The sequence below is a fragment of the Caballeronia sp. genome (genome assembly GCF_049581465.1).
Classification (GTDB): domain Bacteria; phylum Pseudomonadota; class Gammaproteobacteria; order Burkholderiales; family Burkholderiaceae; genus Caballeronia.
Genome location: NZ_JBAUSA010000271.1, coordinates 1 through 13,646, shown reverse-complemented (window position 1 = coordinate 13,646; position 13,646 = coordinate 1). Strand labels below are relative to the sequence as shown.

The following is a 13,646-nucleotide window of genomic DNA, read 5'->3' as shown; positions in this document are numbered from 1 at the left end:
GTGCAGGGCCGTCGAATGTCGCGAGCGCGCCGTCTCCCGTGAACTTTACGACCGCGCCCCGGGATCCGGCTACATGCCGCTCGACGACGCGGTTATGAGCGGCCAGCGCCGTGGTCCAGGCCTGGTCGCCTAAGGTCGCCGCGCGCTCGGTCGAGCCGACGATGTCAGTGAATAATACCGTTGACAGCACACGATTGGTTGGCGAGAAGCCGCGACCGCCGGTGAGGAATGATTCGATCTCGTTGAGCACGTTCTCGGCATCGCCGGCGAACCAACCATGGTCATTACCATCGAACTCGACCATCCGGGCGTGCGGGATCCGCTCGGTCAGTTGTCGAGCATGGCCTTCGGTCACGTGACGGTCGCCGCGCCGACGCAATATTAGCGTCGGCGCCTGAATACTGTCGAGCGCTGGTGTGACGTCGGTTCGTAGGAACAAGTCGAGGATCGCCGCGAAATATCCTGGCCCACCAGCCAAACGCTCGGCACGTGCGCACCAGCGCCGCTTCGCGGCGTCTTCGGCCCAACTGGGTGCCAAAACATCGACCAGGGCACCGGTTCCCACCATGTCCTCGAACGCACCGAGATAGCCCGCGAGGGCCGGCTCAGGCATCGCGAAGGGCTGATCGCGGGTGCGCAGGAAGGACGCATATGGGCTCCAAAGGACGAGGGAGCGAACGCGATCAGGATTGCTCGCAGCGAGGAGCATGACGGGCAGTGCCGACTCACCCATGGCGAAGATCGACGCAGATTTGCTCCCGACGGCATCGAGTACATTGACGAGCCCATCGGACCAAGACTGCATAGCGGGACGCTCATTGATTGGCACCGCGTCCGAACTCCCAACCCCGAGAAGGTCGGTGAGAATCAGCCGGCTGAACGACGCCAGCCGGCCAAGCTGGCCGGCGACCGTGGGCTCGTCCCACAGCAGGTCGATCGGGAACACAGGGGTGGGAACGAACAGGAGGTCAGGCCCCTGATCACCGACGACCTGGTACGCAACACGGACGTTGCCGTCGCGAGCGTAATACGTCTCTGGTGTCGCGGTCATGCTTCGAGAGCATGCCACCAACGTGGTTTTGGCGCGAAGCTCGCGGCGGCTGATCATCACCACTAACACCCGTTCGATCACGTCATGGCAAGTGAAAAACACCGAGCACGCTGAAGATTTGTGCAGCCGAACTGGACGGTGCGGTAACGGTATTCAATTTGGTGATATGCCTAACGTAATCATCGACGGGTGCTTGGTTCTGCGGTCGAATGTGTTGTTCAATGCACACAGCGGAAGGAGGGCCCTCCGTATCGATGATCGTTCTACGTTATGAGTTGGGCGCGATGTGTTCGGGCGAGAATTTTTTACGGCCGTCTCGGTCGGGCTCGAAGAAAGACGAGTATCCATGTAATCAGCGCAGGAAGCGTTGAAGGACTTAATGATTCGAAGGAGCGAGTATGACGCGAACCAATGACGATAAGTTGGGATCTAAGAGGCGGCGTAGGCGCCACCGCCATGATGGCGGCCGCGGCGCGAGCCGTCGCTAGCCGCGGCCTCGACCCGGTGATCGACGACCCGTTCGCGGAAGTCCTAGTTCGGGCACTCGGAATGAAGATCTTCACCCAGATAGTGGACGGCACAATTGAATTCGCGGAGCTTGGAGCCGAGTGGTTCCCCCACTACTTTGGCGTCCGTTGTAGGGCATTCGATGATTTTCTGGGCGAGGCATGTCGTGCGGGCATTCGGCAAGCGGTGATTTTGGCCTCGGGATTGGATTGCCGCGCCTACCGTTTGGACTGGCCTGATGCGATGTCGATCTACGAAATTGATCAGCCCGATGTCATCGACTGGAAGAAGGATCTGTTGGCGAGCCTACGCTATACATCGGCAGCGCAGCACTGTTGTTTGGGTATCGATCTTCGCCGAGATTGGACAACGGCGTCGCGGCAGGCGGGTTTCGATGAAGCAAAGCCGACCGCGTGGATCGCCGAGGGGCTCCTCATCGGCTACCTACCCCCCAGCGCACAGGACGAGGTGCTCGATGGGTCATTGCGTTGAGCGCCTCCGGCAGCCGGATCGCTGCGGACTATTTCGATGTCCGGGGGCCCGACGTAGTTGGTGAAACACTGAACGACCTCCACGACATTTGGCGCAAGCATGACCAAGGTCTGAATCTGCGCAACCTGACTTTTTCCGCCCAGCGGCAGGATCCGGCGGCATATCTGGCCGAGCGCGGATGGCTAACCCGCAACGCCGATCTCACTGACCTCATCCGCGCCGCCGGCCGGCCTGTGCCAGCCGCAATTGAGTTTCCTGTAGGCTCAACGTTCATGCGCTTCCTCAGCGCGATGCGCAACTAAAGGGTTCGGTGCGTGTTGAACCGATGGGATCGCATCGCGATAGCGCCTTTCGACCACTTCTCCGCCACTGTCGGAGGCCATTTCGATGCCGTCGATCGTTGAGATCGTGTCGACTTGATCAGATGTTAGGCCGCGTAATGTCTCACGAGCTTGCTCCCTCCGCGGCCGTCGCGAACGATTCACCTTCTAGTCATCGCCATCGATCTGCGTGGCATGACCATGCTCAAACTAGCCGCACGGCAATAACTTGCGCGATCCTCATTGCGGAGGACGACGATCAAGGGATGATCGGCTATCGCAGTAATAGAATCGATTTGGAGCGGCTTCCAATGTTCGTATATCGAGCGGTCTACGGGCGGAATAGAAGTTGCAAACGCCAACCGCTTCTTGCGCGTGACTCCGCGCAGGGTGGAGATTGGGACCGATTGAGCTTACATCCTGCGGGTTTCATCGAGGCCTTGAACCAAGCGGCGCAACTGAAGTCGTGAATCGATTCCAAGCTTGGCGTAGACATTGCGTACGTGGGTCTTGACGGTATGGGCCGACAAATGCAGCTCCCTCGCGACCGTAGCGTTTGTTGCGCCTTCGGCAACCAAGTGCAGGACCCTCAGCTCACGATCGGTAAGACTGTCCCACCCGTTTTTCGGGCGATGGGGTGTCACGGTGCGCCGTTCAATCCCTTGACTTCGCAGTATGCGACCGACCCGGCGTGCGTCAGTCACCGCCATGCAATCGGCGTACACGTCAAATGCCATGTTGAGCTGATCGATTGCGTCCGTGTGGTAGTCAGACCGAATGAGCTCTCGGCCCGCATCCTCGGCAGCAGATGCACCAAGGAGAGGTCGCGACGATGATCGCAATGATTGGGAGGCGGCCGTAAGGGCATCGACATCCTGGGCCAGTATTCCGCCTGCTAGTTGTGCAACCGCGGTGAAAAGTGTGACTCCGGGCTTGCCATGTTGAAGAACGTCGATGGCTTGCAACACGCGTTCTCGCACATTTCCCTCACCGGTCGCTACGGCTACCCGTGCACTCAGAAGCAAATCATCGAGGACCACCGGGAACACTGGTGTGACTATCAGTCTGGTATCTGCACCGAGCCAGCGGGCTGCACCCTTCATATCCTCACGTAGCCATGCCGCTAGTCCCAGGACCCCGGCCGCAGTGCGTCGTACCGCAGGCGACCCGCCCGCGTATGCATCGCGTGCAGCAATCGAAGCGTCCTTCAATAGCATTCGGTCTCCGGTATGAGCCGCAACCTTGGCGAGGGTGGACATGCCAAGTACTCCGTTTACACTCGTCCACCTCATGCGGTCCGCGGCAGGGAGCGATTCGACGGCGGAGCGGGCTGCGGACAAGGTGCCGGCGGCTAAATGGACCATTCCTTCGTGGTGGGTCCAGATCTGAAATGCCATGTTGTTACCCATATTACGAGATATTTGGATGCCTTTTGTGATCATCGCTGCAGCCTCGTCAAGCCGCCCGACGACAGCGAGAATATTCGCGCTGTGGATCTCGGCAAGTTGATGTGCCGGGGTGAATTTGCTCGTCCGGACTAACGCGTCGAGTGTCTCCAAGCGCGCCAGGGCCTTCTGGCAATTGCCGTCAGCACAATCGAGGCCCGCGAGCGCAATCTCGGATACGATCCTGGCCTCCACGTCATCAGTGTTTGCGGCCGCGGCCTCCGCTTCAGCGGCTGTTTTGCGATCCTGGCCGAGTTGGCCATTCACCATCAGGTTGTAGGCGAGCCAAGCCTGATGGCGCGCTGTGATCCGCTCATCGAGTTGCGGTAGCAGGAGTGCGCTGCGATTCTGCTCGATGCGCTTTTCGATTGTGCCCCTTGCCAATGTCGAGAGGCTGAGTCGAATGTCGGCCTCTTGCTCAGCGGAGACTGCGTTCGACAGAGCCTCATCCGCTAGTTGCTGCGCCTCGTCGTAGCGCAATGCTCGATTCAGCAGCACAACGGTTTCCGCGACAATCTGGCCGTGCTGGGGATCGCGGACATGGGTGAGGTCGAGCGCGCGCTTGCTCAGATCGGCTGCGGCGCCAGCATCCGAATCTGCCAGGATTTGCGCTGCGTCTCGTAAGGTCGCGATAGCGGGAGCGTCACCGATGTCGGCGCTACGCACCAGTTGAGTTGCCACGTCCTGCGGCGCGGCACCAGCGTCGAGCATGATTGTCGCCGACTGCCGCTCCAACGCACGACGCAAGGAGCCCGGCAACGACTGGCGTATCGCTTCGCGTCGTAGATCTTCACAAAATCGCAGCTGGCCGTCTTCGTCGGCCAGTAGCTCGGCACGTACTACTTCTTCCACGGCTGGGATAAGGGATGCCGGGGAGCGCTCTAGCATCGCCGCAAGAAGGCCTGCGGTAAACCGCTCGGGCAGCACCGAAGCCACTTGCAAAAGGCGGCGGGTGATTTCTGGAAAGCGCTCCAATCGCAGCCGCATACTTGTGCTGAGCCGTTGGGGTAGCGCGTCACCGGTTGCAATCGCTCGGCCATCAGCGAGCTGGATCCGGCCCTCTTCGCTGAGGCCCTGTAGCAGCTCGATCAGCAGGAAGGGATTGCCATGCGCCTGGTCCGCTAGCATCAACACCGAGTTATCCGCGTTGGCGCGCAACACGTCCCGGGCTATGTCGGCCACAGCTCTGGTGCTCAGGGCGTTGAGCCGGAGCACTTCGGCACCGGCAGCCACCAACCGGGTGACGGTCTCGTAAACGGCTAGATTGCCAGCATTGGGTATTACCGTGAACACCCACAGTAGTGGCGAGTCTGTCAACTCCAATGCCAGCGATTGCAATGCCATGAGGGTTGCATTGTCCGCGAAATGCAGGTCATCGATATGAATGGCGACCGGATGCTGCTCGGACGCTGTCAAGACCGCGCCGCGCGGGTGCTCCGTCAATTGATGGTGCATGACGTCGCGAATACCTAAGCGGGATAGTGGATCTAAGCCGCCTGGTGGCGGGTCAGCGTGCAGCAGTTCCACGTACGATGGTGCGAATGGTACCGTCTGCTGTTTTTCGAAGACTCGGCGAAACACCGCACGCACACCCGCCTGCGCCGAAAGCGCCATGCCCTCGTTCAGCAGGCGGGTTTTCCCAATCCCGACTGATCCCTCGATGATCAACACGCCACCGCGTCCATGCGCTAGTGCCAACACAGCATCGCGTATACGTCGTAGCTCCGAGCTGCGGCCGCGAATCGGCGGGTTCGCCGCGCGCCTCTCACTCGACGCAAACACTTCATCGGTCATGGCTAGTGGGAAATGCATTGACAGGCTCAGGTTCCAATGAGGCGTCCTTTCGCATTGCCTAAGTACATGCTTCGCGGCTTCGCAGCAATATTGTACTATACAGTACAGTAACTGTACTCTCTGGTACAACTAGCCGTTTGAAGCTAAAGTTATGGGGTGCTGAATACGCCGACGACAGATCGCGGGCGCGCGACCGCACAGCGGGTGCTGGATGCCGCTTGCATCCTTTTCGCCAAGCGTGGAGTACGGGCGACCACTCTCGACGAGATCGGAGCCGCAGCTGGCGTCGGGCGCGGACAGCTCTATCACTTCTTCGCCGGCAAGGCCGACTTGGTGGCTGACGTCGTTGCCGTGCAGGTGGACCAAGTGATCACTTCGGCCCGACTGTTTTTTGACACCATGTCGACGGCCGCCGATGTGCACGCTTGGTGTGAGAGCACTGTCAACGCGTACGCGTCCTCCGATGACGCGATCCGCTGTCCGATCGGATCGCTGATCAATGAGCTCGACCAGGACAACGGGCCGGCTCGCAAGGCACTACAAGCGGGGTTTGTTCGATGGGAAGCCCTGATGGCGCAAGGACTTCAGCGGGTGGCCGACAACGGTGGCTTGACGGTGGGCACGGACGCGCAGGCATTAGCCGGCGGCCTTCTTGCTGCCTTTCAAGGCGGCGTGCTGCTTGCCGACATAACAGGCGCTGTGGATCCCTTGCGGCGTGCACTCGAGTTTGCGGTAGCCGGAGCGTTAGCAGAAACACCATCGCCCACTGGGTGAATGTCATGGGGATCTGCTCGGCGCTGGGGAAGCGTCCTGGGTAGTGGAGGCGTATGTTTCCAATGCTTGGATGAGGTGCGCAACGTCTCGACGGCGGCAATTTGCATGCCAGACTGCCCATGTGGGCCGCACCACCGAGTCGTCGGCAAGAGGAATCCAGGTGACGGTGTCAGTGACTGGATGCGCCCAGTGCGCAGGTGCAAGCGCAAACGCATGCCCACCACTTACCGCGGTGTACACCACGGATGGGATTCCAAAATCGTCACGGCGGCCTTCCGCATCGTCCGGGTCTATGCCGTGCGTGCGCAAAACGGCCGCTACACGGTCATGCCAAGCCGGGCTACTTGACCGCGGGAAGCCCAGCCACTCCAGCCCCGCGAGGGTGTCGAGCCGGATTCCTTGCGGACTGGCAACTCGTGCCGCAACCGAGTGGCTCACCAACGCACCAAGGTGCTCTCGTGCTAGCAGCATCGATTGCAGGTCGTGGCCCGCAGGACGTTCATTCATGAAACTCACGTCGAGCCCTCCGCCGTGCAGTCCCGCCAGCTGGGTGGCCATGGTCAACCGACGCGTCCGGAGCCGCGTTGCGGGGTGCTCTGCGGCAAACTTGGCGAGTGTGCGCAACACATCCAGGGGTAGTTCGGGCGGAATCGACAACCGGAGGGCACCGCCTTCATCTGAGACGCATCCCGCCGCGACCTGGAGCAGCCGATCATGACGGTCGAGTATCGTTCGAGCCTCGCTGAGCACCGCCCGCCCCGCCCTAGTGGTCTTCACGCCTGTGCTCGTGCGCACGAACAGCTTTGTGCCCAAACGGCGTTCGAGTCCGCCGATCGTCTGCGACAAGGCTGGCTGGCTAATGTGCAAGCTGCGTGCTGCCGCCGACAAACTCCCCTGCTCGGCGACTGCAACCAACGCCTCCAGCTTCGCCGGCGTGAAGTAGTCAACTCTGCGGCTCCTAGTACCGCACCCGTCACCCTCAATTGAGGCGGCATCGACCAATCGCAACGTGTGAACAGCCGCACGATGGTTTGGCTTTGGCGTAGCCGTGGTGCATTCCGGCGCCAATGTGGCCGAGGTCCGTTGATTTCCGGTTAGCGAGCGTTGGTTCGGCAAGCCTCCTGCCGCACGGCCGGATTCGCATATCCGGTCGGCAATGCTCGGGTGGACATCGATCGGGTCTCGCGAGTCGCCGATCATTGACATACCCGGACTACTACGACCTCAGCCTTTGACATTTGCAAGTTGACCAAGATCTCCTCGTGCATTTTCGCCATGCTTCGCCTCTCCGTGTGGTCGCCGGGGTCGGTTTGAGCCCGAGGTACGGCCGGCGCTCTGAGCCGCCAACCCCTAGATTGCAGCGGGGTTAGCGCGGATGCCATCGCCCGAAGAGCGATCTTCAGTGTCGAGTCGGGTGATACCTAAGCCATTGATGACTGACCTGCAACCTGGGCTCAACGGAATAGTTAGCTGCTTTTCTGGGATCCCGGTCCCCGTCGTTGTGCCGAGTAGACCACCTGCAGGTTCGTGAATAACTGTGGCACCATTCACCTTTCGCCAAACCGGGCTCCCGGCGTGCATCAAGGTCGTCGTGTCTAGCCAATCGGCCTCCGCTGCGTCGAGTATCAGACGAATCGGTCTGTGCCTCAATCCATGGTGGTGGCAGCCGCCTCCACGATGAGGTCAGTTAGGGCCGACGGCATAGATAAGAGCGGCAGATGGCCCGACGGCAAGTGACGAACGTAGGTGGCACGTGCCGCCAGAATCTCCTGGCCTGCGGGAGGCGCGGCTTTGTCCCGATCAGTAACGATGTAGGTAGACGGAATTGTGCGCCACGCAGCAGCGGTCAGGCTGTGGTTGCCGACGCACACACTAAAGGGCTTCAGGCGGGCAGCCGCCCGCTCTGCAGCGTCCGGCGGCAGATCGTCAAAGAATACTGCGCGCGGGTCGTGCACCGTCGCGATGTCGCCCTCGATGTTCCACCAGGCGGGCCTGTTGCCGACGATGTCCAGCATGGATTCCCCGATATCCAGCTGAAAAGCGCAGATGTAGACGAGGTGTCGAACATTGGGCAGATTGGCAGCGGCCTGAGTGATCACCGCACCGCCGTAAGAGTGGGCGACGACCACCACTGGCCCGTCAATCTCATTGATGCGTTGACGAACCACGTAAGCGTCTTCCAGCAGACCAAGACGCGGGCTCCCGAGCTCGGCCACGCTCGGTAGGTCGACGGTCTGCGTTTGCCAACCCCGGCTGATCAGGTTCTGGTGCACCTCATCCCAACTCCACGCGCCAAGCCAGCCACCGTGGACCAGCAACAGCACTGGCCGAGAAACGTTTGCCTGCACCGGCATGCCCATGAAGCGATTACCTTTCGTCATAGCAATTCTCGGCCGATGCTAAGTCAGCCAGCCCAATTTCCAACATTCGATTTGCTTATGTATCTATCAACTGAGCTGCTAGCCGGATTCTTTCGAAAAAGGCACCGCGGCCGAAAGGGCACTGGCGCCGCATGTTGCGTTCATTACCAGCGAAGTGACACCGCCGGACCGCGGCTTGAACGATGTGGTGACGCTATCGAGGACAGCCGGACGCAGCACACTGCTAGACAACGAAGCATTACCGGACGGAGCGAAACGTAGGCAAGATTAACTCGGGAACGCGAGGACTACGATCCATTGCAGTGCAACTGAATTCGACTATAACTGACCTTATGCCAAGGTAGGGTCACCAGATTTGTCAATCGCTTGTGACTCTGGATGATTGCTGTCAAGCGTTTCCCGCCCACAATAATTGGGCTGCTTAGCTCTCATACGTTCGTGACCACTTAGGCGGCAGCCCGGTACGTCACGGCCCGAATCGCTCAGAAGGCGAGGTTAGAACACTCTGGAGGATCTTCTTCGGTTACCGCTTAGCGGCGGGCTCGAGCACGAAGACAGGAATTGGTCGACCTGCTTTCTGCTCGTAGTCCGCGAATGGCTCGAAAGCATGCACCGCCCGATCCCACCAGATGGCCCGTTCATGGCCGACGAGCTCGCGAGCCGAAAAGTCGCCGATCGCCGTCAGATCCTGTAGTCGCACATCTGGATTTGCCTTTAAGTTGTAGTACCAGGCGGGCTTCTTGGCCGATCCGCCCTTCGATGCGACAGCCGCATAGCAGCCGCCGCATTCGACCCGCATCAGCGGAATACGACGCGGTTTACCGGTCTTCGCGCCACGAACTGTCACGACGACGACTCGCTTCTCGTGTCCTTCGTCGTCAAGAGCCAGGCTCTTCGTCGTCCCCGATCCGTCCAGCTCCTTCAGCGCTTGGTGCCGGCCGTAAATCCAACCCTCGTCAGGTAATACCGGCAGGTCTATACCCGCTCGAGGAATCTCAGGCCGCGGCTCTTCAGCTTCCATGACGCTCACCGTACGCGCAAACCGTGCGCTAACGAAACGCCACGATCTGAGATGCGGGGTGAAATAGCCTACGCACCTTTACGTTTCGAACGTGCTTGCGGAGGTAATGCGCCGTCGAGAGCAGGCAGTCTGACGGTGGCGCGGGTCTCACGGAAGTTGGTGCCGCCAGCTCTGCAGAGATCCACCTCCGTGCCCGCAGTGCCTGTGTCGACGAAGTTGAGGAGCGCGCAATCGACACCTGGTAATGGAGTAGGCCAGCTGTAATGCCCTGGTGTGCAGTGGGTCCGAGCATTCGGCCGCTTCGGCGGCTCAGTTCGAGAAGTACGCCCACAGCCGAGACGCGACGCGTTCCAAGCCATTGTTACGGTTTCGCATTCACCGAGCGCATAGGCACGCGAGTCAGCAGCAATGCAGATGGCCGAGCCTTGCGATCCTCATGCGATATGCGATTTCGTTCTAGGAATATCCATTTTACTTATGGCGCAACTGGTTTCATAGCTGCCGCTGCGTCGAGCGCTAAGGTATGGTTGCGTCCAGCTCCCTTCACACAGAAGCCATTGGAGGTAAACGCCTTGAGAGCTGCGTCCGGCTTAAGGCCTACTACAATCTGTGAGCTCGATCCCTTTGGCGACGAGCTCCTCAGGAATCCCGGCCCCGGCCAGGATGAGCTACTTGAATCCGGTCCGGGCGCGTGGTTAACGTCCTGCGGTGCCGCTACTGCTCGCCGCGCATTCAAGGATGGCCAGGCGGCGCCAGGGTGCAAAGGTGTTAGGCCGCGCCGTATTCGACTCCCTGATGGCTGCATAGTGATGGGTCGCAGATGAGCAGGTTCACGGTGGATGAGGCCACGTGGCTGCTGGCCGACCCAGTGGCGTTCACTGATGAGGTTCGGGTGCATGAGGGACTGACTTATCTTCGTGCGCACGCCCCTGTGGTCCGGGTAGACGTGGCTCCCTATCGCCCATTTTGGGCAGTGACCAAACATGCCGACATTATCGAGATTGAGCGCAATCATTGCCTATGGATCAATGGGCGCGGATCAATGCTGACGACTGCCGCCGTCGACGACGGCGTGCGCGCACAGCGCGACACTGGCGTCGGCTTGCACACGATGAACCAGATGGATGGCCCGCACCACCGGGCTCTCCGGGCGATCGGTGCCAGTTGGTTCCGGCCGAAAGTGATGCGCGAGCTAAAAGCTCAGATTGATCAGCTCGCCGAGCGCTATGTCGACCACATGCTCGAAATCGGACCGGAGTGCGACTTCGTCACCGACATCGCGATGAAATTTCCGGGATACGTGATCCTGTCACTGCTGGGGCTACCCGAGGATGATTATGCCCTGATCCAACGATTAACTCAGGAACTATTCGGGCTAGATGATCCGGAGTTTCAGCGCGGCTCGAACCTCGAAGACTTGACGAGCGTCATTGCCGACATCGTCGGTTATTTCGGCAAGGCGGCCGCATCACGTCGCGATAATCCCACGGCTGATTTGACGTCAGCGATCGCCAATGCCCGCATCGACGGCCAGTACCTCTCCGACTCCGACGTGATCAACTACTGCCACCTCATTGCTACGGCGGGCCACGAGACGACCAAAGCTGCCGTCGCCGGCGGGCTGCTCGCGTTGATCGAACACCCCGATGAGCATCAACGATTGTCGGAAGACTTGACACTGATGCCGACTGCGGTCGAGGAGATGCTTCGGTGGTCCACTCCGGTCAAGGAGATGATGCGAACCGCCGGCGCCGACAGTGAAATCCGAGGAGTTCCCATCCCTGCCGGCGACGCGGTCTACCTATCGTATGTTTCGGGAAATCGGGATGAGGACGTCTTCAACGAGCCGTCGCGGTTCGACATCAACCGAGAACCCAACAGACATCTCGCCTTCGGTTTCGGCGCTCATTTCTGTCTTGGTGCGGCGCTCGCGCGCATGGAGATTAGCAGCCTGTTCGCCGAGCTCCTACCGCGGCTGCTCTCCATCGAGCTTGCTGGGGACCCGCAGTTCACGGCGACCACTTTCGTTGGGGGGCTGAAGCACCTGCCTATTCGGTACACATTGAGTTGAACACCTTTGTCCTCAAGGGCGTCTTGGCGGTGGACGCGGGCAGGGTTGCGTCGTCGCTGCCCGCATACTCTTGGTGCCCCAATCTTGCTGTCCGGTAGTCGATCACCTAGATTGACAGCGTCTTGCGATGCGCCGATACGTGCCTTATCGAAGCGGGCTATCAATCTGATTGCTTCAGGGGAGGGCGTAGGGGTCATTGGCGAAGATCCACCCCATGGTGCGTGTACCGCCGGGCTGGGCCATCGCCTCGTCGCGGCGCTGCTGCGCAGGGCCGTCGAGCAGGTGGTAGACCTCGTTGTTCTGCCATGACAGCCGCTGGATTTCGGCGGTGTGTTCTCGTCGCGCAGCTTCGTAGCGTCGCAGCGCGTCGGCCAGGTCGGCACTGGTTGACAGAGCTTGACCGAGGGCGGCCCCGTCGCCGATGGCCTGTGCGGCCCCCTGAGCAAGAAACGGCAGCATTGGATGGCAGGCATCGCCCACCAAGGTCGTCGTTTCTGTCGACCAGGTGTCCAGCGGGCTGCGGTCATAGAGCGCCCACCGGTAGACGGGGTCCGCCACCGCGTCGAGGATCCTGATGACGTCGGGACTCCATCCGCGGAATTGGTTGTGCAGTTCGTCGACTGAGCCCTGGGACGTCCACCACTCCGACCGCCAGTCGGATTCCGGAACGACAGCCACCACATTGAGGTAGCGCGGTCCGCCACCGACGGGGTAAACCACAAGGTGACAGGCGGGCCCCATCCAGCAGCGAACGGTGCGCGCCGCCTGCGGGTCCGCCGCAAGGCGCTCCAACGGGATGAGTGCACGGTAGGCGCACATGCCCGAAAAGCGTGGAATGGCATCGCCAATGGTCTGCGCCCGGACGGTTGAATGGATGCCATCGGCTCCGACAACGAGGTCCGCGGTCTCAATGCTGCCATCGTCGAGTTGAACGGCCGGCTTATCGTCGATCGTGGCCAGGCCAGTGGCGGCGATCCCATGGCGAACCGTGCCTTCCGGTGAGAGGCTGGCGAGCATCTCAATCAGCTCGGGACGGTAGAACGTGTAATAAGGTGCGCCGAACACCACAGCACTTTCGGCCGTGGACTGAGCGGAAATGACGCTGCTGTCTTGCCACCGCAGGAACATGACTTGCGACGGAACGATGCCGCGCCGTCGCAATTGGCCGCCCAAGCCGAGGCCCACGAGGACCCGAGTTGCGTGCGGGCCTAACTGCACACCGGCCCCAACCTCACCGAATTCGACCGCACGCTCGACGGTTCGCACCTCGAATCCCGCATGTGTGAGTGTGGCTGCTGCTGTCAGGCCGCCAATTCCGGCCCCCACGATGATAATTCGGGTCAGCAATCGCATCCCTCCCGGTGCACTGAGCGCACTATCGGCAGCATCTCACAACAAATGGAGGTCGGCGGCCCTGCTAGCTATTCGTTCGTCTTATCGACCTGATCGCAACTCACATAGCGAACGGCTGCGATTACCAACGTCTTCGGCGTTCTCTTGTGTAGGTAACTCACCACCGTTGGGATAGCCATCCGTCAAAGGAGGAACTGCAGGGTGACCTTGCTCAGAGACAGATCGAAGGTAAGCGAGATCGACAAGATCTCCACAATCGATTCGGCCGCAAATATTCTGGGCCGATACGGCCTCGTTATCGTCATCGGCTGGATCGGCGCGCTAAAATTCGCCAACTTCGAGGCTCGCCAAATTCAACCGCTGGTCGCGAACAGCCCTTTCATGGGCTGGTTCTACAACGTCTTCACCATCCACACGTTTTCTGCACTGTTGGGGGT

Annotated in this window: 11 protein-coding genes; 5 read left to right on the top strand and 6 right to left on the bottom strand. The window is 60.4% G+C overall.

The genetic code is table 11. The annotated features are described in order from the left end of the window. On the bottom strand, positions 1-1,132 hold a 1,132-nt coding region (locus WCA53_RS06735), incomplete at its 3' end, for an adenylate/guanylate cyclase domain-containing protein (protein ID WP_423907202.1). A gap of 375 nt (positions 1,133-1,507) precedes the next feature. On the opposite strand from WCA53_RS06735, the gene WCA53_RS06730 reads away from it, so the two are divergent. Together WCA53_RS06730 and WCA53_RS06725 are read left to right on the top strand one after the other, a co-directional pair. After that, a complete protein-coding gene (locus tag WCA53_RS06730; protein WP_423907200.1) occupies positions 1,508-2,050 on the top strand; it encodes a class I SAM-dependent methyltransferase in 543 nt (180 codons plus the stop codon). Beyond that, positions 2,047-2,352: a hypothetical protein gene (locus tag WCA53_RS06725; protein ID WP_423907198.1), complete on the top strand. Its 306-nt coding sequence runs from the start codon at positions 2,047-2,049 to the stop codon at positions 2,350-2,352. The genes WCA53_RS06730 and WCA53_RS06725 overlap by 4 nt, the downstream gene beginning before the upstream one ends. A 431-nt stretch (positions 2,353-2,783) precedes the next feature. On the opposite strand, the gene WCA53_RS06720 is transcribed toward WCA53_RS06725, so the two are convergent. After that, positions 2,784-5,609, bottom strand: coding sequence for a LuxR C-terminal-related transcriptional regulator (locus WCA53_RS06720; protein ID WP_423907196.1), 2,826 nt, complete (start codon positions 5,607-5,609; stop codon positions 2,784-2,786). A gap of 204 nt (positions 5,610-5,813) precedes the next feature. Between WCA53_RS06720 and WCA53_RS06715 the strand changes: the two genes are divergently transcribed. Next, complete coding sequence (locus tag WCA53_RS06715) at positions 5,814-6,383, top strand: TetR/AcrR family transcriptional regulator (RefSeq protein ID WP_423907194.1); 570 nt, start codon at positions 5,814-5,816, stop codon at positions 6,381-6,383. 3 nt (positions 6,384-6,386) lie between these two features. Here WCA53_RS06715 and WCA53_RS06710 read toward each other — a convergent pair whose 3' ends face one another. From WCA53_RS06710 to WCA53_RS06700, 3 genes are all read right to left on the bottom strand, one after another. Then, positions 6,387-7,583: a LysR family transcriptional regulator gene (locus WCA53_RS06710; protein ID WP_423907191.1), complete on the bottom strand. Its 1,197-nt coding sequence runs from the start codon at positions 7,581-7,583 to the stop codon at positions 6,387-6,389. Between the two features lie 446 nt (positions 7,584-8,029). After that, complete coding sequence (locus WCA53_RS06705) at positions 8,030-8,764, bottom strand: alpha/beta fold hydrolase (protein WP_423907188.1); 735 nt, start codon at positions 8,762-8,764, stop codon at positions 8,030-8,032. A 523-nt stretch (positions 8,765-9,287) separates the two neighbouring features. Beyond that, on the bottom strand, positions 9,288-9,785 hold the full coding sequence (locus WCA53_RS06700) for a nitroreductase family deazaflavin-dependent oxidoreductase (protein ID WP_423907186.1): 498 nt from the start codon (positions 9,783-9,785) through the stop codon (positions 9,288-9,290). An 820-nt stretch (positions 9,786-10,605) separates the two neighbouring features. Here WCA53_RS06700 and WCA53_RS06695 point away from each other — a divergent pair. Next, complete coding sequence (locus WCA53_RS06695) at positions 10,606-11,856, top strand: cytochrome P450 (protein WP_423907184.1); 1,251 nt, start codon at positions 10,606-10,608, stop codon at positions 11,854-11,856. Between the two features lie 174 nt (positions 11,857-12,030). On the opposite strand, the gene WCA53_RS06690 is transcribed toward WCA53_RS06695, so the two are convergent. Next, on the bottom strand, positions 12,031-13,203 hold the full coding sequence (locus tag WCA53_RS06690) for an FAD-dependent monooxygenase (protein ID WP_423907182.1): 1,173 nt from the start codon (positions 13,201-13,203) through the stop codon (positions 12,031-12,033). A gap of 207 nt (positions 13,204-13,410) precedes the next feature. On the opposite strand from WCA53_RS06690, the gene WCA53_RS06685 reads away from it, so the two are divergent. Then, a partial coding sequence (locus WCA53_RS06685; protein ID WP_423907180.1) for a DUF417 family protein occupies positions 13,411-13,646 on the top strand: 236 nt, incomplete at its 3' end.